Source organism: Mesorhizobium sp. BAC0120 (assembly GCF_033542235.1).
GTDB lineage: Bacteria > Pseudomonadota > Alphaproteobacteria > Rhizobiales > Rhizobiaceae > JAWRCU01.
In genome coordinates this window covers 50,396-73,174 of sequence record NZ_JAWRCU010000012.1, presented here as the reverse complement: position 1 = coordinate 73,174, position 22,779 = coordinate 50,396, and the positions used below count along the sequence as shown (strand labels likewise).

Annotated in this window: 21 protein-coding genes and 1 pseudogene; 12 read left to right on the top strand and 10 right to left on the bottom strand. The window is 62.5% G+C overall.

The annotated features are described in order from the left end of the window. Positions 1 to 15 precede the first annotated feature (15 nt). Positions 16 to 2,499, bottom strand: a complete 2,484-nt coding sequence (locus SAZ10_RS23780; RefSeq protein ID WP_318611876.1) for a DEAD/DEAH box helicase — start codon at positions 2,497 to 2,499, stop codon at positions 16 to 18. 222 nt (positions 2,500 to 2,721) lie between these two features. On the opposite strand from SAZ10_RS23780, the gene SAZ10_RS23775 reads away from it, so the two are divergent. The 7 genes from SAZ10_RS23775 (at position 2,722) to SAZ10_RS23745 (ending at position 11,223) form a co-directional block, all read left to right on the top strand. Next, positions 2,722 to 3,423, top strand: a complete 702-nt coding sequence (locus tag SAZ10_RS23775; protein WP_318611875.1) for a hypothetical protein — start codon at positions 2,722 to 2,724, stop codon at positions 3,421 to 3,423. An 84-nt stretch (positions 3,424 to 3,507) separates the two neighbouring features. Further along, positions 3,508 to 5,301 carry a DNA helicase RecQ gene (gene recQ, locus SAZ10_RS23770; RefSeq protein ID WP_318611874.1) on the top strand — a complete coding sequence of 598 codons (1,794 nt, stop codon included), beginning with the start codon at positions 3,508 to 3,510 and terminating at the stop codon, positions 5,299 to 5,301. A 70-nt stretch (positions 5,302 to 5,371) separates the two neighbouring features. Further along, positions 5,372 to 6,463, top strand: coding sequence for a LacI family DNA-binding transcriptional regulator (locus tag SAZ10_RS23765; protein WP_318611873.1), 1,092 nt, complete (start codon positions 5,372 to 5,374; stop codon positions 6,461 to 6,463). A gap of 51 nt (positions 6,464 to 6,514) precedes the next feature. Next, positions 6,515 to 7,390 carry a sugar ABC transporter permease gene (locus tag SAZ10_RS23760; protein WP_318611872.1) on the top strand — a complete coding sequence of 292 codons (876 nt, stop codon included), beginning with the start codon at positions 6,515 to 6,517 and terminating at the stop codon, positions 7,388 to 7,390. Then, complete coding sequence (locus tag SAZ10_RS23755; protein ID WP_318611871.1) at positions 7,380 to 8,225, top strand: carbohydrate ABC transporter permease; 846 nt, start codon at positions 7,380 to 7,382, stop codon at positions 8,223 to 8,225. The genes SAZ10_RS23760 and SAZ10_RS23755 overlap by 11 nt, the downstream gene beginning before the upstream one ends. 29 nt (positions 8,226 to 8,254) lie before the next feature. Next, the gene (locus SAZ10_RS23750; protein ID WP_318611870.1) at positions 8,255 to 9,550 is read left to right on the top strand and encodes an ABC transporter substrate-binding protein; all 1,296 of its coding nucleotides are present in this window, start codon (positions 8,255 to 8,257) and stop codon (positions 9,548 to 9,550) included. Positions 9,551 to 9,780: 230 nt separating this feature from the next. Beyond that, positions 9,781 to 11,223, top strand: a complete 1,443-nt coding sequence (locus SAZ10_RS23745; protein WP_318611869.1) for an FAD-dependent oxidoreductase — start codon at positions 9,781 to 9,783, stop codon at positions 11,221 to 11,223. Positions 11,224 to 11,548: 325 nt separating this feature from the next. On the opposite strand, the gene SAZ10_RS23740 is transcribed toward SAZ10_RS23745, so the two are convergent. Further along, a complete protein-coding gene (locus tag SAZ10_RS23740) occupies positions 11,549 to 11,863 on the bottom strand; it encodes a hypothetical protein (RefSeq protein WP_318611868.1) in 315 nt (104 codons plus the stop codon). Positions 11,864 to 12,250: 387 nt separating this feature from the next. Here SAZ10_RS23740 and SAZ10_RS23735 point away from each other — a divergent pair, with 387 nt between their 5' ends. Beyond that, complete coding sequence (locus SAZ10_RS23735) at positions 12,251 to 12,817, top strand: hypothetical protein (RefSeq protein ID WP_318611867.1); 567 nt, start codon at positions 12,251 to 12,253, stop codon at positions 12,815 to 12,817. A gap of 59 nt (positions 12,818 to 12,876) precedes the next feature. Here SAZ10_RS23735 and panC read toward each other — a convergent pair whose 3' ends face one another. The 7 genes from panC to SAZ10_RS23700 form a co-directional block, all read right to left on the bottom strand. Continuing rightward, on the bottom strand, positions 12,877 to 13,728 hold the full coding sequence (gene panC / locus SAZ10_RS23730; protein WP_318611866.1) for a pantoate--beta-alanine ligase: 852 nt from the start codon (positions 13,726 to 13,728) through the stop codon (positions 12,877 to 12,879). Continuing rightward, on the bottom strand, positions 13,725 to 14,585 hold the full coding sequence (gene panB, locus SAZ10_RS23725; RefSeq protein ID WP_318611865.1) for a 3-methyl-2-oxobutanoate hydroxymethyltransferase: 861 nt from the start codon (positions 14,583 to 14,585) through the stop codon (positions 13,725 to 13,727). Before panB ends, panC begins: the two co-directional genes overlap by 4 nt. 114 nt (positions 14,586 to 14,699) lie before the next feature. Further along, on the bottom strand, positions 14,700 to 16,292 hold the full coding sequence (locus SAZ10_RS23720) for a DHA2 family efflux MFS transporter permease subunit (RefSeq protein WP_318611864.1): 1,593 nt from the start codon (positions 16,290 to 16,292) through the stop codon (positions 14,700 to 14,702). Beyond that, complete coding sequence (locus SAZ10_RS23715) at positions 16,289 to 17,497, bottom strand: HlyD family secretion protein (RefSeq protein WP_318611863.1); 1,209 nt, start codon at positions 17,495 to 17,497, stop codon at positions 16,289 to 16,291. The genes SAZ10_RS23720 and SAZ10_RS23715 overlap by 4 nt, the downstream gene beginning before the upstream one ends. Positions 17,498 to 17,628: 131 nt before the next feature. Beyond that, the gene (locus tag SAZ10_RS23710; RefSeq protein WP_318611862.1) at positions 17,629 to 18,147 is read right to left on the bottom strand and encodes an L-lactate permease; all 519 of its coding nucleotides are present in this window, start codon (positions 18,145 to 18,147) and stop codon (positions 17,629 to 17,631) included. A gap of 162 nt (positions 18,148 to 18,309) precedes the next feature. After that, positions 18,310 to 18,834, bottom strand: a complete 525-nt coding sequence (locus tag SAZ10_RS23705) for a hypothetical protein (RefSeq protein WP_318611861.1) — start codon at positions 18,832 to 18,834, stop codon at positions 18,310 to 18,312. A gap of 12 nt (positions 18,835 to 18,846) precedes the next feature. After that, the gene (locus tag SAZ10_RS23700; RefSeq protein WP_318611860.1) at positions 18,847 to 19,677 is read right to left on the bottom strand and encodes a class I SAM-dependent methyltransferase; all 831 of its coding nucleotides are present in this window, start codon (positions 19,675 to 19,677) and stop codon (positions 18,847 to 18,849) included. A gap of 97 nt (positions 19,678 to 19,774) precedes the next feature. Here SAZ10_RS23700 and SAZ10_RS23695 point away from each other — a divergent pair, with 97 nt between their 5' ends. The 4 genes from SAZ10_RS23695 (at position 19,775) to SAZ10_RS23680 (ending at position 22,563) form a co-directional block, all read left to right on the top strand. After that, positions 19,775 to 20,686: a LysR family transcriptional regulator gene (locus SAZ10_RS23695; protein ID WP_318611859.1), complete on the top strand. Its 912-nt coding sequence runs from the start codon at positions 19,775 to 19,777 to the stop codon at positions 20,684 to 20,686. A gap of 105 nt (positions 20,687 to 20,791) precedes the next feature. Then, positions 20,792 to 21,130, top strand: coding sequence for an antibiotic biosynthesis monooxygenase family protein (locus tag SAZ10_RS23690; RefSeq protein ID WP_318611858.1), 339 nt, complete (start codon positions 20,792 to 20,794; stop codon positions 21,128 to 21,130). An 8-nt stretch (positions 21,131 to 21,138) separates the two neighbouring features. Continuing rightward, positions 21,139 to 22,008, top strand: a complete 870-nt coding sequence (locus SAZ10_RS23685) for a sigma-70 family RNA polymerase sigma factor (protein WP_318611857.1) — start codon at positions 21,139 to 21,141, stop codon at positions 22,006 to 22,008. A 93-nt stretch (positions 22,009 to 22,101) separates the two neighbouring features. Beyond that, a complete protein-coding gene (locus SAZ10_RS23680; RefSeq protein ID WP_318611995.1) occupies positions 22,102 to 22,563 on the top strand; it encodes a carboxymuconolactone decarboxylase family protein in 462 nt (153 codons plus the stop codon). A 51-nt stretch (positions 22,564 to 22,614) separates the two neighbouring features. Here SAZ10_RS23680 and SAZ10_RS23675 read toward each other — a convergent pair. Further along, a pseudogene (locus SAZ10_RS23675) lies at positions 22,615 to 22,773 on the bottom strand (aldo/keto reductase); the annotation flags it as partial. Between the last annotated feature and the right edge of the window lie 6 nt (positions 22,774 to 22,779).

Here is a 22,779-nt window from a genome sequence, read left to right as displayed (position 1 = left end):
CTGCACAAAACATCACTAGACCTTGCCGCGAAGGCTGTCGGCGAGTGCAGAAAGCACATTGGCAAGTTGTCGAGCAGTTTCCGGCGGCGGCAGCGGCATTTTCAGGCTTTTCCTACCGGTAGATCGATCGCGCTCGATCCATGGATGCGCAGGCGCGTTGGGATCGTTGGCGGCCGCCAAGGCGGCAACAAACTGTAGACCGACCTCAGCCAAGGCTTGCCACGGGTCGGAACCCGTATCGCGCGGCAATAGCCCGGTTCCCTCAGTTTCAGCGATGGCTGTGTCGCCAGCGCCAAGGCTTGCATCCGCATCTACGTCTTCCACGGACCCGGCGTCATCGGCAGAGACGATGTTCTTCGCTTCCTCGGCCGGCGTGACGGCCTCGCCCTCACCCATGTTCCCGGTGACGTTTTCCACGTCCTTCATGAAGCGGTTGAGGCGCGATCCACCGAGCGAAATCTCGCCGCTGGCGCCGTCGAGAATTCCGGCCGACAAGGAGCGCTTGAATGCCAGTACCGAAAGCATGCCCTCTTCGATCGTGCCTTTTGCCACGAAATTGATGACCCGCACCGGCTGCGCCTGCCCCATGCGATGAATGCGCGCGATGCGCTGCTCGAGAATTGCCGGGTTCCACGGAAGATCCATGTTCACCAGCGTCGACGCATGCTGCAGATTGAGGCCTGTGCTGCCGGCATCGGTGGACAGGAACACGCGGCAGGCAGGGTCGTCACGGAACCGCTCGACCAGCGCCGGCCGCCTCTCAGATGGCACGCCGCCGTGGAAGCTGACATATCCCAACCCGCGCGCTTCGAGGCGCCGAATGATGATCTCGTGGGTTCGCGTCCATTGTGAAAACACCACTGCCTTGGCCTCAGGCTCGGCGAACAAATCGTCGAAAAGTGCCGCCAACTCGTCGGCCTTCACACCGTGGTCGGTTTCCTGGTCCAGCAGATAGGTGCTGTTGCACGACATCCGCATATTCTGCAGTGCGCTGGTGAGCCGTCGCTGATCCTTGTCCGAAAGAAACTTGGTCTTGCGCCAGCGCTGGACGATCCTCGCCACCACATCGGCGTTTTCCTGGTGGTAGAGCATCTGCATCTCGGTCATCGGCACCAGCAGGTTCTGGTCGGTCCGGCTTGGCAATTGCCGCAACACCTCGGATTTGTGCCGACGGATCATGATCGGCTCCAATGTCTGGCCGATCTTGTCCAAGCGGGTGTAGCCGGTGACGCGTCCGGCTTCATCCTTGACCTGGTGCTCGTGCAACAGCTTCCAGGTCGGTCCCAGCCGGTGCTGATCGACAAACTGCACGATGGAGATCAGTTCTTCCAGCTTGTTTTCCAGAGGCGTCCCGCTAAGCACGATCGCGTAAGAACTGTCGATGCGCTTCAGGGCACGCGCCGCAATGGTATTCCAGTTCTTGACCCGTTGCGCTTCATCGACAATCACCAATTCGGGCGCCCAGGCGGCGATCAGGTCGAGATCCGCCCAGAGCTTCTCGTAGTTCGTGATCTTGAAGAAGTCGTCCAGGGCGTAGTCCTTCTGCCGCTGCGCCCTGCCGCCGTTGATGACGCGTGCGGCATTCTCTCCGTGTCGTCCCGCGAAACGCGCAATCTCGCTTTGCCACTGGTATTTGAGCGAGGCAGGACAAACCACCAGCACTTTGGAGACACCGAAATGCCGCGCCAGTATTTCTGTCGCGGCGATGGCCTGTATGGTCTTGCCCAATCCCATATCGTCGCCGATCAGCGCCCGGCCGGCGCGCACCGCGAACAGCGCGCCCTCGGCCTGATAGGGATAGAGCGGCACCTTCAGAAGCCCCAGCAGCGCAGGGTCGGCAGGACCGCGTGGGAACAGTTCCTCAAGCTTCGCGGCTCGCCGTTCCGCGTCCCGCTTGCTTGCGATGAAATCGAGAGCATCATCGTAGGCCCGCAACTCATGGCCGGAGCCTGCCGCCAGGCTCATGAATTGCTCCAGCGCGCCAAAGCGCTCCTCCGGCAGCACGCCGTTGCGTTTGGCGTCGAACAGGCCGTCGGCGGCCGCCTTCATTGCCGGCGGACAATCCGATCCAGCCCGAAAGTGCACGCGGCGCTTGCCGTCGGTGCGCAAATAGAGCTCGGAAAACGCCGGCTGGTAGCCCCTCGCGAACGCGGTCTTCGCGCCGCGCTTCTTCTCCAGACGGCCAAGCGTGAACTCGATGTGCTTGCAAGTGCCGAGCTCGCTCGTGGAGTAGTCGGGGCAAGAACAAAAATTGCCACCGGGCCCGCGACCCCGAATCACCACGCGGTAGCTGGATTTCGATAGGGGATTGCTGACCCGGAACTCGGAGAAGAACGGCTCGCTGCCCAGATTCTCGATCCCGAACGCCTGCTCGCGGCCGAACTGGCGCCGAAGACCGCGCTGCCAATCCGCCGGCGACAGGTCTGTGGGCGCCTGGGTGCGTGAGAGCTTAGGTTCCGAGTTCGGCTTGATTGCAGGTTTTCGGCGGCTGGCTTTCATCTATGTACCGGTCCATTCGCAAAAATCTGCCGCCAGACATAACCCTAAAACCAGTCACCACAAGCGAGATCTAACAACGGCCTTCGTCTGGTCTGTGTCAGGGCATCGGATCCCTCATGCTCCCGAGGCTGCTGGTGCTTGTCGATCAATTCGGGTATCGATGTACATCGGCACCGTCCCCGTCGAGGACTAGTCTCATCGTTGGTCAAATGAGGCGTAGCCATGGCTTCCGACAACCGCAGCAAGCTTCACGACCGGGTCATAAAGGTGGCTGAGGAGGCGCTGGCGGAAAACGGTTATGTGGCACCCGTTGACGTGTTGACCGGCGTTCGCTGGCTGCCGCCGAGCATGCTGAGGGCCTGGCGGCAAGGACGCGTTCCGTGCCTGGAGCAAGTCATGAATGTCAAACCCTCGCGCATACTAGAGGCGCTGGAGATGCTTCGCGCCTGGGCGAACCAAAGGGGGCTACAGCCCAGCGTGGCCGTCTATGTCGCTCGCACGCCGGAGCGGCCTCACTTGCGCTTCGGCAAGAGCGGCAACGCCGACCTCGAAAAAGACTATTGCACCCATTTCATATCGCCTGCGCTCAGCGAAAAAAAACGTGCGGCACTCATCGAGAAGGCAAGCCATCCGCCCGAACTCGTGGTCGTGTCGCCGCTCAAGCACGACTGGAAGTGTCATCGCTGCGGCAAGACCGGGGACCTGCTGATGATGGAGGAAGGCGGACCTGCCTGCCTGAGCTGTGTCGGTCTCGACGACCTCGAGTACTTGCCACGAGGGGACGCCAATCTGACGCGCAAGGCGAAAGCAAAGAGCACACGGCACGCCGTCGTCGTGCGGTTCAGCCGCGCGCGCAAGCGGTACGAGCGCCAGGGTCTCCTGGTCGAGGCGCAAGCTCTCAAAGAGGCGCAAGAGGACGGCTGACGTGCGGGCAGGCCTGTCCGATGCTGCGCCCGCAGAAGAAATTCGCTATTCAACAAGGCCAACTTTCCAAGTTCGATTCTTTCCGTGCCGGCCGATCCGCTCTCCATCCTCAGGAATGTTTATGGTTATGACAGCTTTCGCGGTCGGCAACGCGAGGTCATCGAGCATGTGATCGCGGGGAACCATGCCTTCGTCCTGATGCCGACGGGCGGAGGCAAGTCGCTCTGCTACCAGATCCCGGCACTGGTCCGTCCGGGCATCGGCCTGGTCGTCTCGCCCCTCATTGCGCTGATGGAAGACCAGGTGGCGGGACTCAAACAGGCCGGCGTGAAGGCGGCAGCACTCAATTCCCGGCTCTGGGGCACTGAAAAGGATCTTCTCTGGCGCGATGTCGGACGCGGTGAGTTGGACCTCCTCTACATGGCCCCGGAAACGCTTTTGAAGCCCGACACCCTCGACCGGCTGAAATCCGCGCGCCTCTCCCTCATCGCCATCGATGAGGCCCATTGCCTTTCGCAGTGGGGCCATGATTTCCGGCCCGAATACCGTGCCCTCGATTGCCTTGCGGATATCTTCCCCGAGCTGCCGCGCATTGCCCTCACCGCCACGGCCGACACGCCGACGCGGGCCGAGATCGTCGATCATCTCAGGATCGGCGGTCAAAACAGCTTCGTCGCCGGGTTCGACCGACCCAATATCCGCTATGGCGCTGCCGGTAAGGCAGGTACGACGCAGCAGATGCTGCGCTTCCTCGAGCCCCGGAGGGGCGAGAGCGGCATCGTCTATTGTCTCTCCAAGCGAAAGACGGAGGAGGTCGCCGCTACCCTCAACAACCACGGCTTCACCGCGCTCTCCTATCATGCGGGCATGGAGATGAAGGCGCGGGAGGAAAACCAGCGCCGCTTCCAGCTCGAGCAGGGCCTGATCATGGTGGCCACGATCGCCTTCGGCATGGGCATCGACAAGCCCGACGTGCGCTTTGTCGTGCATGTGGATATGCCGGCCAGCATCGAAGCCTACTATCAGGAGACCGGCCGCGCCGGTCGCGACGGCCTGCCGGCCGAAGCGCTCATGATCTACGGCGCCGAGGACATTGCGCTGCGCCGCCGCTTCATCGAGGAGTCAGAGGCGCCCGACGCGCGCAAGCGGATGGAGCACCGCAAGCTCGACGCGCTGCTCGGTTTTGCGGAATCCTGCCAGTGCCGCCGGCAGGTGCTGCTGCGCTATTTCGGCGACGACTGTCAGCCTTGCGGCAATTGCGACGTCTGCCTCGACCCGCCGGAGACGTTCGACGGCTCCATTGCCGTCCAGAAGCTTCTCTCCTGCATCTACCGCACCGGCGAGCGTTTCGGCCAGGCGCACGTCATCTCTGTGCTCCTAGGCGAGAGCGACGAGCGCATCCGGCAGCTCGGCCATGACAAGCTCTCCACTTTCGACATCGGCAAGGAGCACAACCGAAACGCGTGGCGCTCGATTGTCCGCCAGCTCGTCGCGCTTGGACTGATCGAGGTCGATGTGGCGGGCCACGGGGGCATGTCCATCTCCGACAAAGGCCGGGAGTTCCTGCGTGAGAAGCCCGCCTTGAACTTGCGCATCCCGAAGAGGGCGAAGTCGGAACGGAGGTCCGCTGGTCGCGAGGCAAGAGGCGCTTTACCCTCCGCCGACCAGGCTCTTTTCGAGAAGCTGCGCGCCAGGCGCCTGGAACTGGCGAGGATGCAGGGCGTGCCGCCCTACGTGATTTTCCACGACAGGACGCTTGCCGAAATGGCCGCACGCTGTCCGCGTTCCCCGGCAGAACTTGCTGGCATCACAGGCGTCGGCGAGGCCAAGCTCGCGCGCTATGGGAAGGCGTTCCTCGAGGTCATCAACGGGCACTAGCAGGACGCCCTTGCCATTCGAAATTGTTCGGGTTAAACGTTTAGCAGTTAAACGTTTAACAGGGCGATCGATGGCGCCTCGGCGGCCGACAATCAGGGATGTTGCTACGCTCGCGGGCGTATCGATCGCGACCGTTTCGAACGTTTTCAGCGGCTCCAAACCGGTCAATGCCGAGCTCCGCGAGCGCGTCGAGCGCGCCGCGCGCGAGCTCTCGTACCAGGTCGACCGTGCCGCCTCGCAGCTTCGTTCCGGCCAGGCCAAGGTGGTCGGCATGCTGGTTCCGGATCTCGACGACGCATTCTTCACCTCGCTCGTGTCGAGGCTCGAGGTGATGGCGGGCAAGGACGGCTACGACGTGATCGTTGCAAGCTCGCGCGACGATGTGGAGGTGGAAAAGTCGCGGCTGGCCGCGCTTCTGGGCTGGCGACCGTCCGGTCTGGTTGCCGTTCCCTGCTCGGACACGGTGCCTCAGCTGCTCGCCGATGAGGCGCATCGCCTTCCCATGGTGCTGGCCGACCGCGTTGAAAGGGAGGGTTCGTTTGTCGATACGGTGGCGATCGACAATTTCGAGGCAGGTGAGATCGCCGCGCGCCACCTCGTGGCGCTCGGGCATCGCGACGTGGTCATCGCTGCCTCGCACCTGTCCTTCGCCCCGATCAGAGAGCGCGTGCGGGGAGCCGAAACCTTCATGCTGAGCTCGATCGGAGTGCCGCCGGTCGTCGTCGAACTGGGCTCGAACGGCGAGCGCGGAGCCGAGATTTTCCAGCAATGGCTGGCGCGGCACTCCAGGCCGACTGCGGTTCTGGCGCTCACCAACGTGACGACGCTCGGCGTGCTTTCCGCGCTGGCCGCGACACGCATCGACGTGCCTGAACAGGTCTCTATCATCGGTTTTGACGACTATGCCTGGATGAGCGCACGCAAGACTGCGCTGACGGCCATAAGGCAGCCTCTCGACGAGATGGCACGTGTGGTCTGGGATCGGCTCAGGGCCCGCATGTCCGGCGACCAGTCGCCACCGCATCAGATCGAACTCAACATCTCGCTGCAGGTAAGGGATTCGGTACGCAGCCTGGCGGGCCTGGAGAACCAGCCAGCTGCGGTCGTGCCCTCTCCATCGCAGGACGATTTGCCCGAGGCGGGACAGAAGGCGGTCCACTGACCGCAACCCGAATACGCAGAGATCGCGCAGGAAGGGTTCAGGGAGGACCGTTTGCGTACCAGAAGTGCCGTCCATCTGATGCCGCTGCTTGCTCCGGTTCACGTGCTGATCCTGAGCGTCATCGTCCTCCCCTCGATCTACGTCATCTGGCTCAGCCTCACACAGTCTACCTTCGGACAGGCGCCGACCTTCGTCGGACTGGAAAATTACGTCCATGTGCTGACCGACCCCGCCTTCCATTCGGCGCTGTGGAATACGGTCGTGCTCGTCGTCGTGGCGGTGCACGTCGAGCTCGCGCTGGCACTGCTGCTGGCGCTGCTCTTTGCGAGCGGCCTGCCGTTCCGCCGCCTGCTGCTGGTCGCGGTGATGGCGCCCTATGCGGTCAGCGAGGTGACAGCCGTCGTCATGTGGCGCTTCCTGTTCGATCCTGACGCGGGCCCCATTACGCTGATGCTGCAAGCGCTGGGCCTGCCGATCCTCGACTGGTCATTCGAGCCCAGCCACGCAATGATCCTGATCGCGCTGCTGACGATCTGGATGCACCTGCCCTTCACCTTCATCATCCTCTATGCGGCACGGCTGGCGATTCCCAACGAACTCTACGAGGCGGCACGCATCGACGGAGCGACGCCACTACAGGCCTTCCGCCGCGTGACACTGCCCCTGCTCGGCCCCGCGATCGCGGTGGCGCTGCTCTTCCGCTACATATTCGCATTTCGCATGTTCTCGGAGGTGTGGCTGCTGACGAATGGCGGGCCGGCCCGCATGACCGAGGTCGTGGCCGTCTACCTTTACCAGGAAGCCTTCAGCTACAACGCGTTCGGCACCGCCGCCGCGACGGCCTGGATCATGGTGATCGTCGCGCTGCTGCTCGCCGCCGGCTACGTATTCATTCTCCGCAAACAGGTGAGCGCCAATGCGCACTAGACGTTCCGCCAGACGTCTCGCCGTCGGGGCGGGTAAGACCGTTGCCGTCGCGGCGTTGCTCATCTGGTCTCTGTTTCCGATCGCCTTCATCGCAATGTCGTCGCTGAAGCCGGGACAAGAGATCTTCGCGGTTCCGCCGCACTACATCTTCACGCCGACCTTCGAGCACTACGTCGCGTTGTGGACCCGCTGGTCCGCCTTCTTCGACGGATTGGCAAACAGCACGATCATCACGGCGGGCGCCACGGCGCTGGCTGTGATCACCAGCACCTGTGCGGGCTATGTGTACTCGCGCAATTCCAGCCGCTTTCTAGACGCGAGCGTTCTGTTCCTCATCGTCGTCAGGCTCATTCCGCCGATCGTGGTCACGCTGCCGCTGTTCCCGCTGATCAACATGCTGAACCTCAACGACACACATGTCGTGCTGATGGTGCTCTACGCGACCTTCTTCGTGTCGCTCGGCACCATCCTGATGCGCACCTTCATCGACCAGATTCCACGAGAGCTCGACGAGGCGGCTGAGATCGACGGTGCCAGCCGGCTGACGACCCTGCGCAAGGTGGTGGTCCCGCTGGCCGCGCCCGGCATCCTCGCGGTCGCCATCTTCGTCGTCGTCTTCGCGTGGAACGAGTTCCTTTTCGCCTTCATCTTCACCGCCACGAGGGCGAAGACTGCCCCGCTGGTGATCTCGGAGATGATCGGTTCCATCGATGGCGTGGACTGGGGCATTCTCTTCGCCGCCTCGTCCGTGCAGCTCGCCCCCATCCTCATCTTCGTCAGCCTCATGAACCGCTATCTCGTCGCCGGACTGACGGCCGGCGCCACCAAGGGATAATCAATCACCGTCTGCAAGGGAGGGTACCCATGAAAGACAAGCTCACATTTGAACTCACGCGGCGAAGTTTCCTCGGCACGGCCATCGCCGGGGCTGCCGCCCTGGCCGCCAGTCCGGCCCTCGCTGCCGCCAAAACCCTCAACGTGCTCAGCCACAAGGTGCATCAGACGGTGCTGGGCAGCGGCGACGGCGACTTGCTGAAGGACTGGAAGGGCGCCAACGACGCCGATGTCTCCTTCACGACATTCGATTCCAATCCGCTCCAGGACAGGCTCTTCCGCGAGGCGGGGCTGACGGAGACTGACTACGGCGTCGGCTATATCGTCGACAACCGGCCGACCTCCGAGATCGCATCGCTTTTCGACCCGCTAAAGGACTACCTCGACAGGAATGCGATCGAGGATTTCGGTGACATCGCGCCGGGCCTCGTCGAGGGCATGACGGTCGACGGCAAGCTGATCGGCATTCCGGTGCGCCACGCCACCCAGGGCCTGTTCTATAACGAGGCGCTGCTGGAGGAGGCGGGAATCTCCGCTCCGCCGACCACCCTGGAGGAGTTGGTCGAGCAGGCCAAGAAACTCACCTTCACCTCGAAGTCGGGCACACCCGTGACCGGCATGATCCTGGCGAGCGATCTGGCCGTGTTTCCGGTGATGTTCGCGCGCGCCTTCGGCGGCGACTTCATCACCCGAGACTTCAAGCTCGTTCCCGATCCGGCCGCGCTGGAGCAGGGTGTCGAGGTTCTGCGCGGCATGTTCGAAGCCGGCGCGCTCCCGCGCAGCTACGCCACCACCAAGAACGACGATCAGGTGACCTGGATTCAGCAGGGCCGCGCTGCCTTCACCGTCCTGCCTTTCGCCCGCTCCGCGCAGCTCAACAATCCCGAGCAGAGCAAGTTCCCTGGCAAGATTAAGGGGATCGAGTTTCCCGGATCGTCGAGCATTGCCGGCAGCAAGCCGATGTCCTCGGTGGTGGAGGCATGGGGCATGGTCATCCCACGCAACGCCAAGGACAAGAATCTGGCGTGGTCGTTCATCAAGGAGGTCTCGAGCAAGCGCGTCACGCTCGGCATGGCCCTCAATGGGAATGGTTCGGTACGGGTCTCCAGCTATGCCGACCCGGCGCTGATCGAAAAGAACCCGCTGGCCAAGGTCGAGGCGAAGGTGCTCGCCAATGCGCGCGCTGCCTTCCCGCCCTTCCCGGAGGCTGCACGCGCCCAGGCGACCATGCTCGAAGAAGTGCAGCTTGCCGTGCTCGGTCGCAAGCCGGTCAAGGATGCGGTCGCCTCCATCATCGAGCGGGTCAAGCCAATGATGCCGGCCTGAAGCCGGCGGTCGATGATACGGCATGAAGCCACAGTCAATCCATCGTCCGGACCATGCCGGTCCGGGCGGTGCCACCAGAGCAGGATGAATTGCAGTCATTCACCCTGCTCTAGCCCTTCAATACTGCAGCATGATCTTGTCCGAAAAGTCTGCAACTTTTCGGGATCATGCTCGAAGCAAGGATAGGTCCGTGGCCAACAACCGCCGTGGACACAAACGAGGAACGATAAATGTCCAGAACCGCAATCCGCCATATCGAAGAACCGGCGCGAAGCATCCCGGTGGCCGCCGAATACGATGTCCTGGTCGTGGGCGGCGGCCCCTCCGGCCTGACGGCAGCGCTGGCCGCTTCGGAAGACGGCCTGCGCGTCGGCCTGATCGAAAGTCGCAGCTTCGTCGGCGGCAACATGACCATCGGCCTGCCGGTGCTCGGGTTCCTCGGCCAGAAGGGCAACCAGATCATCGACGGGCTGCCTCAGAAGTTCATCGATCGGCTGCGCAAGGAGCGTGACGGTGCCAGCGAGCACCGGCCGTGCCCACTTCACATGGGCATCACGCTGGTCGAGCCCGAGGCCGTGAAGACCGTTGCGCTCGAAATGCTGACGGAAGCCGGCGTCGACGTCCTCTTCTACACTTTCTTCGCCGGCGTCGTGATGGACGGCGACACGATCCGCGGCGTCATCACCGAGAGCAAGAGCGGCCGCACGGCTACCCTGGCCAAGGTGGTGATCGACTGCACCGGCGACGCCGACGTTGCTTACAGCGCGGGCGTTCCCTGCGAGAAAGGCAATGCCGATGGCGGCATGCAGCCGCCCACGCTGATGTTCTGCCTCGGCGGGGTCGATACCGACAAGTTGCGCATGAGCATCGCCAACGCCCCGCCCCAGGCGCGCACTTACCTGACCGACTTCATCCCGGCCGAATATTTCGGCCAGAACCACCAGTTCATCGTCGTCGGCCTGCGCGAGTTGATGGCAAAAGCCAAGCAGGAGCGCGGCCTCCAGATCCCGAACGAGCGTACGATCATCATCACAGGCCTGAAGAAGGGCGAGGTCTGGATCAACATGACCCGCGTGAAGGGCACCGACGGCACCGACGCCCGAAGCCTGACCAAAGGCGAGATCGAGGGCCGCGCACAGATCGACGACATCGTCACTTATCTCATCAACTACGTGCCGGGCTTCGAAAACGCCTACTTCACCAAGACGGCGCCGTTCCTCGGCATCCGCGAAACCAGGCGCATCATCGGCCGCTATGTCATGACGCAAGAGGATGTGCTCGCCTGCCGGCACTTCGAGGATGCGATCGCCGTTGCGAGCTATCCGATCGACATCCACCGGCCGGCCGATGACGGCTGCACGCTGATCTGGTGCGGCGACTGTTACGACATCCCCTATCGCTCGCTGGTTCCGAACAAGATCTCCAACCTGCTTGTCGCGGGCAGGAGCATCTCCGCCACCCACGAGGCCATGGGCGCGATCCGCGTGATGGCAACCTGCATGGCGATGGGCGAGGCAGCCGGACGGGCCGCCAAGATCTCGGTGCGGGGCAACCGTGCGCCAGCCGACATCGACACTCATGAACTGCGGCGGCAGCAGCTCGAGCGGGGCGTCTACCTGCGCAATCCGGACGGCGGCAGGGCGACTGTGGATGATCTTATGCCAGCAGCCTGAGTTCGGGTACACATTGTGAAAAGCGATTGGCTGCCGTCGATGGGGCGAGCATCGGCGGGGCCTTTCGGGGCTGGGCATCAAAGGGGGCCACGGGAGCCGCCGGAAATGGCGTCAGTCTTGAAGGCGTTCACGATTTAGAAGGTGTCGCAGCCCCGCTGTTATTGCCTCTAATGGCTTAACGGACTGCATCCGACACCCCATAGACGCACAGCGGGGGGACCGTAGTTCAACTATTACGAGACCGGGGAAGACAGAGAAACTCTAAGACGTTCACGGAATAGAAGGTATCCCCCTCCCCTGACGTATCTCACCTTTCCATTGCCTCCTAATACCCCAATGGATTGCACCAGACTCCCCGATAGAAGCATAGCGGCGGAATGATGTTAGACTGGTCGCCGCCGGATCTCGTCTCCGGATTGTCGTCGAAGCGTCTTACGTTTCGTGCATGCCGTCCGGAGTGGTTCGCATGCATCTCGCCGACATGCTGTCCGGAGAGGTTCGCATGCATCTCCCCGGTATGCATTCCGGAGTGGTTCCCACGCGTCTGCAGCTCGTGCTCTCCGTGCGAATGTCGTGCGAGAGCCGAGGGTGTGGAGATGAGAAGTGCGGCAAGCGCTGCATTGACGATGATCAGGCGCATTTTGCTTCTCCTAAATCCAGCAGGGCGACTGACGCCCCCGACAAGCTGTCCGTCTGGTTCCGTCGTGTCGCGATGGGAGGCCCGTCGCCGGCAGATCCCGGGCAATATGCAATAGGTAGCTCGCGCGGCTCTGAGAACTATCAAATATAAGCGATGTTTCGTAACAATTCCGCGAATAGTCAAACGCCACGCACGAAAACTTGATAAGTTTAGTACTGCATCTCTCAAAATTTTGATATAAATAAGAGATATTCGAATCCAGCTAAAAGGTGAGGAATCGCCCGGACCGCGGGCGTGCAACAAACGTTAGAGTTGCAGCTCGCCAAGCGAAGTCAGTCACCGACAACTGCCTCTCGTCAGAATCAACATCGAGGAGTGACTGAGATGTTGCGCAAAGCTCTTATCGCACTTGTGGCCTCCATCGCCTTTGGTAGCGGTGCCAGCCCGGGCATCGCGGCAATGCACGGTGGCGGCTTCGGTGGTGGTGGCCCTGGGATGCACGGCGGCGGCTTCGGCGGTGTCCCGTGGGTCCACGGCGGCGGCTTCCATAGCGGAGGTCCCTTTATGCACGGCGGCTTCCACGGCGAAGGCCCTTGGATGCACGACAGCTTCCACGGCGGAGGCCCTTGGATGCACGACGGCTTCCACGGCAGCTTTCACGGACCGGTCCACGGCGCATTTTTCCGCCCCGGCTTTCGGGGTCACTTCCATGATCACGGCTTCCATGATCACGGCTTCCATGGCCACGGCTTCCATAATGACGGCAACTTCGGGGACAGCTTCTTTTTCCTCGGCTTCGCCCCCTACGCGTTCCCTTACTACTATCCTTCCTACTACCCAGACTATTACCCCGACTACTCCTACTACTACGCGCCCTACGGTTCCTGCTGGCAGTCCCGTCAGGTGGCGACCCACCATGGCTGGCGTTGGAGAAGGGTCTGGGTATGTAGCTAGGAACTGGAGTGAAGTCGTAGCAGGCCAAATCGGGTGCGGACGAAACTGCCCGGGAACCCTTATCCAACCGGCACCTTGATGTTGTCGATCAGCCGCGTCTCGCCGAGCCAGGCGGCGGCCAGCAGGCGGGCAGGCCTGTCCAGCCTAGACATGCGGCTCAGATCCTCATCGCCGCGCAGCTCGAGATACTCGACTTGGGCGTAGCCGGCCGAAACAATCTCCGAGCGCGCCTTGGCGAGCGTCTCGTCAACAGGCGCTCCACCCGCGATGCGTGCAGCCGCGTCGAACAGGACTGAGGCAAGCTTCGGCGCGACCTGCCGCTCGGCGGGCGAGAGGCGGACGTTCCGCGAGGAGAGGGCCAGACCGTCGGGCTCGCGCACAGTAGGACAACCGATGACGCTGATCGGAATATCCAGGTCACGCGCCATGCGGCGCACCACGTGCAGCTGCTGGAAGTCCTTCTCGCCGAAGAAGGCGAGGTCAGCCGCGGTCTGCAGAAACAGCTTGGCAACCACTGTCGCCACTCCCTCGAAATGACCGGGGCGGTAAGCCCCGCATAGGCCCTCGCTGACGCCGCTCACCGTAACCGTGGTGGCGAAACCGTCCGGGTACATCTCCCCGATGTTCGGCGCGTAGAGGAGATGCGCCCCGAGCGGCGCGAGCTTTGCCGCGTCGGCTTCTTCCGTGCGTGGGTAAGCGGCAAGATCGGCAGCGCTGTTGAACTGCTTCGGATTGACGAACAGCGTGACGATCACACGCCCCGCCTGCTCCAGCGCGGCGCGCACCAGGCTGAGGTGCCCCTCGTGCAGGGCGCCCATTGTCGGCACCACGGCTATCTTCGCACCCTCGCGGCGCCAATCTGCGACGGTCGCCCGAAGCTCGCCGACGCTCCTGATGATCGGTACGCTCACGGCGCTTCTCCGGCATTGGCGCCGCCGCGATCGACGGCCCCGCGCGTTTCGGCAAAGACGTGCTCGGCGCCCGGGAAGCGCCGGTCGCGAACCTCCTGCGCATAGGCCGCAATGGCGGCCTCTGCCAGATCGCCGAGTTCGGCGTAACGTTTGACGAACTTCGGCTTGAACGATGTGAAGAGCCCGAGCATGTCATCGATCACCAGGATCTGGCCGTCGCAGGCAGGCGACGCACCGATGCCGATGCTCGGGATGGCGACGTCAGCCGTAATCCGCCGCGCGAGCTGAGCCGGCACTTTCTCCAGCACGACAGAGAAGGCGCCCGCCTCCGCGACCGCCGCTGCATCGCGCCTGATCCTGTCGGCGTCCTTTCCCCGCCCCTGCACGGGATAGCCGCCGAAGGTATTCACCGCCTGCGGCGTGAGGCCGATATGCGCCATGACCGGGATGCCGCGAAGGGCAAGGAAGCGAATCGTGGCGGCCATGGTCTGGCCGCCCTCAAGCTTCACGGCGGCGCAACCCGTCTCGGCCATCAGGCGCGCGGCATTGCGAAAGGCCTGCTCCGGATCCTCCTCGTACGAGCCGAACGGCATGTCGACAACCATCAGTGCCCGCTCGAGCCCGCGTCGCACCGCCTTGCCGTGCATGACCATCATGTCGAGAGTAACGCCAAGGGTGGAGGGCAGGCCGTGCAGCACCATGCCGACGCTGTCGCCGACCAGGACGATGTCGCAATGCCTGTCGACGAGCTTCGCCTGCGGCGTGGTATAGGCGGTAAGGCATACCAGCGGCGTGCCGCCCTTGCGGGCGACCACATCCGGCGGAGTAATCGTCCTTGTGTCACCAGTTGCGCTCAATGGCGCTTCCTTCCCTTGCGGTATCCGCCAACCCAGGCGGCGTTTGGCACAATTTTGTGCAGGTGCGAAGAGGCAAAAAGGCCGCATCGCCGCACGCCGTCTACAAGTAGCCGCTCAGTGCATCGGCGACCGCGGGCCGGCGCCCCCCGAGCGCATCAGAAAGACAAACGGGACGAGCGCCGCGAAGACCACGGCAAGCAGCAGAAAGTTGTCAAGGAAGGAGAGGACCAGTGCCTGCCGGGCGATCATGTTGGCGATTTCAGCCTGCGCCAGTTGCAGGGCATGAGGTCCGCTCGAACCCGCCGCCATGAAATGCTGCTGCAATCCGGCGATCATCTGCCGGTAGGCGGGATTGCCCGGTGTCACATGAGCGACAAGCGTCGTCTGATGCGCTTGCTGGCTGCGCTGCAGCATTGTCGTCAGAAAGGAAATCCCGACACTTCCTCCGATGTTGCGCGATACGTTGATGAGGGCGGAAGCACTATTGCTCTTCTCCGGCGGGAGATCGACATAGGCCAGGGTCGATATCGGAATGAAGAGGAAGCCTAGTCCAATCGACTGGATGAGCCGAGCGTCGGCAATCGACCAGTAATCGACGTCGAGATCGAAACTCGACATGCGATAAAGCGCCCAGGCTGCGACCACGAGGCCGAAGCCGATCATCAGACGCGCGTCAACCATGCCGCTCAGCCGTCCGACAAGCGGCATGATGAGAATGAGCGCGAAGCCACCCGGCGAGATGACGAGGCCGGCTTCCATCGCGGTGTAGCCTAAAAGCTCCTGCGTGAACTGCGGCAGAAGTGCCGTGCTGCCAAGCAGTACGAAGCCCAGCATGAACATGAGGGTGTTCGCCACCGCGAAGTTGCGATTGCCAAGCAGCCTGAGGTCTACGATCGGGTGGCCGATCCGCAGCTCCCAGACGACGAAGGAGACGAGACCGGCGACGGAAAACAGGGCCATGAAAGAGATGAGGTGCGAAGCGAACCAGTCGTCCTGCTGCCCTCGGTCGAGAACCACCTGAAGGCATCCGAAACCGAGTGCGAGCAGTGCAAAGCCGATATAGTCGACCCTCACGCCTCCGTTTCGCATCCGCAACCTCTCCGCGACGAGGTGCGGCGGATCTTCGATCAGCCGCCCGACAAGCAAGGACAGGGCAATGCTGATCGGCACGTTGATCAGGAACACCCAGCGCCAGTCGATATTGTCCGTGATCCAGCCGCCTATCGTCGGCCCGACGGCCGGTGCGACGACAACCGCCATGCCGTAGAACGCAAAGGCCATCCCGCGCTGCGCCGGCGGAAAGCTGTCGGCGAGAATAGCCTGGGAGACAGGCTGAAGCCCTCCGCCGATCAACCCCTGCAGGGCTCTGGAAGCCACGAGCATCGCAAGCGTCGGCGCGATGCCGCACAGGAGCGAACTCGCGCCGAAGCCGGCGATGCAGCCGATATAATAGCGCTTGCGGCCGAGCACGGTTGCCAGCCAGCCACTGATCGGCAACACGATGGCATTGGTGGCGAGATAAGAGGTGAGAATCCAAGTCGCCTCATCCGGGCTCGCCCCAAGCTCACCGGCGATGTGCTGCAAGGCGACATTGGCAATCGAGAGGTCGAGAACCTCCATGAAGGCAGCAAGCGCGACGATCGGCGCGAGGGTAAGCGACGCCGCGCGGGCGGCTGGTGAGCTGCCGGCGGTCGCGGACATGCTCATGGCTGCGCCTTCGTGTGGTCAATGCGGGGAGGATCAGCGACATACACGGTCGGCTCGACCGACAGTCCCCGCCCGAAAACCATCGTTGGATCGAGAGGGTCGTCGATGATGATCTTCACAGGCACGCGCTGCACGACCTTCACAAAGTTGCCGGTGGCGTTCTCCGGCGGCAGGAGGGAGAAGGAAGCACCGCTGCCGCGCTGGATGCTGTCGACATGGCCGTGGAACACCTTTCCGGGGTAGGCATCCACCCTTATGTCGACCCTCTGACCCGACCGCATGCGGGCGAGTTGCGTCTCCTTGAAGTTCGCCACCACCCAGGGGTGGCTCATCACAAATGAGGTAAGCGTCTGGCCGACTGTCACGACGTCGCCGGGATTGACCGACCGGTTTGTGATCCATCCATCGCTCGGGGCGTGGATCTTCGTATAGGATAGATTGATCTCAGCCGTATGCAGGTTCGCCTCGGCGGAGGCGGCGTTGGCTATGGTCGCGTCGAGCAGAGCCTGCTTTTCGGCAACCTGCTCGGAAGCCGTCTCGGCCGTAGCGAGTTGAGCTCTGGCTTGAAGGAGTTGCGCTTGGGCGACTTCGACAGCCTGTTGATCGGCTCTAAGGTTCGCCTCTGCGCTCTTCAGCGCCTCTGTTGCCTGATCGAGTTGTTCCTGCGTGGCGAAGGTGGCCGCGGCAAGCTTGCCATAGCGAGAAACTTCGACCTGCTGGTAGTCGGCCTGCGCTTGGTCTGCGCCAATCTTGCTTTGAGCCTGCTTGATAGTGGCATTGCTCAGGGCAATCGCCGCGTTTGCCTGATCAAGCTGGGCTGCCGTCGTCTTCCGGGTGAGCTCCAGGTCGCGGCGCGCGACCTCTTCATTCGCCTTGGCCGCGTTCAGCGCGCCTTGGGCTTGGCTGACGGCGGCTTGATAGTCGCGGGGATCGATCTCGATCAGGAGATCGCCAGAGGCGACCTTCTGGTTGTCATCGATGTGGATCGCGCTGACGGTCCCTGCAACACGTGGCGCGATCTGGACCACATTGGCCGCTACGAAGGCATCGTCCGTCGTCTCCTCGTTCCAGGTGAGGAGCCAGTAGGCTGTGCCCGCTGCGAGGATGCCAACCACCACTACGCCGGCCAAGACACGCTTTATCGGGCGGCCTGATGCCGGCTTGGCCTTGACGTCGACCTGCAGCTCGCTTGTGCTGTCGTTCACGACCGTTCTTCTTCCGCGGATGCAATCTACAGGAGCAAATCGCCCACCAGGGGGGAAATCTTCATGATTTCAAAGATATGTGATCCCTCAGCGCGAGTCGCCATGCCGCGTCGGCTGCGCGCCGAAACGGCTCACAGGCTGGCGAGCGCGCCGTAGGATACCGGCGCGTTGTTGGCGATTGCGGCAACCCGGATTGCATCGAGGTCCGGAATTCCAAGCGCGATCAGGATAGGCGCGACGAACGCCCATGGGAAACCGAAGCCGACAAGACCTTCCAGGAGCGCACCGAAGGCCCAGGCAAAGAGGATGGTCTGTACCCTGATATTCTGCGTTGCCTGGGCGATCGGCCATCGTCGCAGCTTTTCGAATGCGCCGGTGACAACCAGCGTATTGAAAAGCATCACGCCCCAGAATGTGATCCAGTTGACATTCCAGATACCCGTCGCTGATCCGTAGAGATAGGCGAGCGTGCCGTCGCCAAGCGGCATGCCCCAGACCCAAACTGCAAGCGCAAACGAGCCGATGAGGGTCGCAACCCAGGCCGACCAACGAAGCACGGCAAGCATGAAAAGCAACGCCGCAACCGGGACCAGGGCCACCAGCCAGGTGAAGAACATATTCCCGGTGGGATTGAGAATTTGGCTGAACATGCTTGCCACGTCGGCAGATCAATCCAGCCCTGAAGATTAGCAGATATTATGTGCGACGTTATCACGATCCGGTGCGCGAAGACTTTTCGCCGTCCCGTTGAGCGATCAGGTGTGGTTCAGACCGCCGCAGCAGCAAAAGACGTGATCGTGGTAGACGCTGATCTAATCGGCGACCGCATCGCTTGCGAGAGTGCGAGCCGCCTGAAGCTGAGGACGCGACAGCAAGTAGAAGGCGGCCACGTGCGTGATCATCAGTATGGGCACGTAGATGATCGGGATCGCATAGGTGGCGCCCAACTCTCCTGCCAGGTCGGGAAGGCCGACCTGGATACCGTGATAATAGTCAACCGTGATGTCGATTGTTCCTACCAGATTGAAGGCAACGACAAACGGCCAGAATAACGAACGCATCCTTACCGTCAGAAGCGCCGCCATCGCCAGCAGACTGGTTGCGAAGTCTCCATAGGCGGCGAAAGTAGCGAAACCGGCCGGCAGATTGAGGCCAACCACGCCCGGGACGATGAAGACCAGTCCGAAGAAGCGGAAGCTGTGGAGGGTGGCGATGGCGCGTTGCGCCTTGAGCGGGTCCATCGCCTTGAGCCTGGGCCAGAAATATGCCGCGAAGCAAAGCAGCCACGGGACGTAGCCTAGCACGAGATGCAGCTGGAAGACGCTTGCCGGTGACATTTTGGGCTCCTGTCAGCTGTCGACCGATATGGCCTCGAACACGGCGGTCAGAATGCCGAGCCGACCCTCCACCAGATTTCGCCGCAAATTCGCGGCAAGCTCGGCGAAGTCCTGCCCCATCACCACGCCGAGATTAGGCGAAGGCGGCGGGCCAGACGCGCGCAGCTGGGCAATCCAGGCCTTGGCGGCCTCGGTGTCGTCTTGCCATGCAAGGGTGCGGAAACCGGCGGGCTCGACCGCTTCGCGCGTCGCGACGGCTGTCAGGAGAAAGCTCGTTGCAGGCGTTCTCGCCCACGGGACGGGATAGTGCGGCTCACCGCCGTTCAATACAACATCGAAGGTCGCAAACTTGCCGCCCGACTTCAGCACGCGTCGGATCTCGCGATAGAGCCGCGCCCGGTCGGAAATGTTCATGGCCACATGCTGAAGCAACACGACGTCGAAATGGCCATCCTCGAATGGAAGCTCCAGCGCGCTGGCGATTTCAAACGAGACCTGCCCGCCCTGTCCCGTTCGACCGGTCAGATAGCGCGCCGCATCCACGAATGGCTCGCTCAGATCGACGCCAGCAACACGGCAGCCATAAGTCGCAGCCAGAAAGCGCGCCGGCCCGCCGACCCCCGATCCGACATCCAGAACCGACATGTCTGCGATGATGCCAGCCAGCTTGGCAAGCTCGGCGGTGGCGGAGAGCCCGCGGGTGTGAAACTGGTCGAGGGTACTCAGTTGCCGGGGAGTGAGCCGCTGATCCTCGGGTCCGAGGGCGGTGAGCACGGCCTTTAGCCGCTCGGTCAGGCCGGTCGCTCGATAGTGGTCGCGTACGCCATCAAATGCGTCGGACATTTCAAGGGTCCTCCAAGGCTTCAAGCAAATGCCGATTTGCAGGCAAGATGTACGACTGCTTCCGGCAAAGGACTATTAGCGATAATATCGACGGGCTATGAAGCAAAACTTCACAGTCAGGCTGGGCGCACTCGACGGCGTGGAGGCGTTCCTGAGCGTTGCTCAGCACCGAAGTTTTCGCAAGGCGGCGGCGGAACTCGGGGTCACTCCATCGGCGATCAGTCAGGCGGTTCGGGCACTCGAGGCGCGCGTCGGAGCAGCGCTGTTCATGCGCACGACGCGCAGTGTCGGCCTGACCGAAGCGGGCAAACGATTTCTTTCCCGCGCAAAGCCCGCCTTCGAGGAGCTCGTCGCAGCCAGCGAGGTCGCGCGTGAACTCGGACAGCGGCCGACGGGGCTGCTGCGCCTCTCCGTCCCGCCTGCGGTGGTGCCGATCCTGCTGGAGCCGTTGATCGCATCCTTCTGCCAAGCCTATCCCGAGATAGAGGTAGAGATCATCGCAAGCGGGCAGCTGGCCGACCTCCCGGCCGAAGGGTTTGATGCCGGCATCCGGCTCGGCGAGATCATCGCCGCCGACATGATCACGGTACGACTGGCCCCGCCGTTCCCGCTGGTGGTCGTTGGCAGCCCTGATTATTTGCGCGGACGGACAAAGCCGGAGCGCATCGATGATCTGCGTGGGCACGCCTGCCTGCGTTTGCGCCGGTCGAACGGTTCGATCGCGCCATGGCGCTTTGTCGAGGGCAACAGGGCGGTCGAGGCAATCGTGTCGGGACCGCTGATCGCACACGACTATCCCACCCTCCTCGGCGCCGCGATCCGCGGTGTCGGTTTTGCACAGGTGCCCGGTCCGATCGCCGAAGGGCCCATTGCCGATGGCCGATTGCAGGCGCTGCTGAACCCGTTTGCCGTCACATCGCCAGGAGTTTTTCTCTACTACCCCGGCAGGCGTCAGGTCTTGGCCAAACTGCGCGCCTTCATCGATCACGTCAAACGGCATGCCAAGTGAGTCTTCGCGCATCGGACAATTGCACGGAAAAACAACGCCGGATGTCACAATCGGCGCGCCTGCCTTGTCTTGTCCTCCAGATGCGGCTCAGAAAGGAGACATCGGATGACCGGCAAGAACAACCCCACGATCGACACCCAAAGCGGCGTGGCCACACTCATTAACGTTTTCGAGGTCGAACCAGCAAAACAGGCCGAGCTCGCCAGACTCTTGTCGGAGGCAACCGATGAGCTGTTCCGGCATCAGCCGGGCTTCGTGTCCGTCAGCATTCACAGCAGCTTGGATGGCACCCGCGTCGTGAACTACGCACAATGGAAGTCCAAGGAAGATATAGATCGCGTCCTGAAGAATCCCGAAGCGCAGTCGCGCGCGAGGCAAGCCGCAACGATTGCCAAAAATGTTTCACCCGCAATCTACAGAGTAGACTCCGTGCACGCCGGATAACCGTCGCAATGTCGAAGGACGACGCCGCAACCACCTTCAGCCCGCTGCGCCCACGGCTCACTCGCATCGCCTATCGGATGCTCGGATCGGTCGCGGATGCCGAGGATGTCGTTCAGGAAGCGTTTCTGCGTTGGCTCGGCGCCGACCGCGCCGTGGTGCGCGAACCAGAGGCGTGGTTGCGGCGCGTCGTGATGCGGCTCAGCCTCAACCATCTCACCTCCGCACGGCGTCGGCGCGAAACCTATATCGGTCCATGGCTGCCCGAGCCTGTTATCGAACCGGTGGACGACGAAGTCGACGACTTTACGCTTCCGCTCATGCTGGCGCTTGAACGCTTGTCCCCGTTGGAGCGGGCTGCCTTTCTTCTGCATGACGTGTTCGGCCTGAGTTTCGATGAGGTCGCCGACACGATTGCCCGTGAGCCTGCGGCCTGTCGCCAGCTCGCCAGCCGCGCAAGGGCGCATGTGCGCTCTACCCGCTCGCGCTTCACGGTCCCCAGGGAGCGCGGGCTCGAAATCGCTGCCGCATTCTTCGCCGCCTCCCGCAAGGGCGACATGGACAAATTGCGATCTCTCCTGGCAGCGGACGTGAGCGCCTACGCAGATGGCGGCGGCAAGACGAGAGCGACGCCTGAGCCGGTCATTGGCCTGGAGGCCGTCACGCAGCTCCATCGAGCGCTTGCCTTGCTGTTCGAGGGCGCGATGTCCAAGCTTCTCCGCTATGGCTTCATCAACGGGCTGCCGGGCTTCGTCACGATCGAACTCGGCGGCATGTTGCAGACCACCGCACTCGAAATCAGCAATGACAAGATCGCTGCGATCTACGTTATGCAGAATCCCGACAAGCTCCAGCATATAGGGAGAAGACCTCTGCACTGACGTTTTGCCAGCCCATGCCGAAGAGCTGCATCCGATGTCACATCGGGCAGTGCCACTTCGTCCTGCCTTCGTAAGCACCGAAAGGAGATGAAGATGGCACAGAGACTGAACCCCTTCACCGTCAGCTCAACAGCAATGCAGCCCTGGATCGAGCTTGGGAAAACAATTCAAACCAATGGTCTGGAGCCCTTGCTGAGAGAACTCGTCATGACCCGGGCGGCACAGATCAATGGATGCATCTTCTGCATACACCATCACCTGGCCGATGCGCGCAAATACGGCGAGGCCGAAGACCGGCTGCACCTGCTCAGCGCGTGGCGCGAGTCCACGCTTTATTCCGAGCGCGAGCGAGCCGCTCTCGCCTGGACTGAAGCCCTGACGCTGGTCTCCGAAACCCATGCGCCCGATGATGCCTATGATACGCTGCGCCGGCACTTTTCCGAGGAAGAGCAGGTGAATCTCACCTTGCTGATTGCGCAAACCAATGCCTGGAACCGGATCAATATCGGCTTTCGCAGGTCCCATCCGGCCGAGCAGAAGAAGGCGGCCGCCTGACGGGGGCCGCGTGGCGCCGGCCTGCCGCCGCCGGCACGACGACGAGCGCAGCTACGCCCCGGCAATCGCTATGGCGTCGAGTTCCGCGATGGCGTCTTCTGGCAGGGCCAGCGACGCAGCGGCAATGTTCTCGCGCAGATGAGCAATGGATGAGGTGCCGGGGATCAGCAGGATGTTCGGCGCTCGCTGCAGCAGCCAAGCCAAGGTCACAATGAA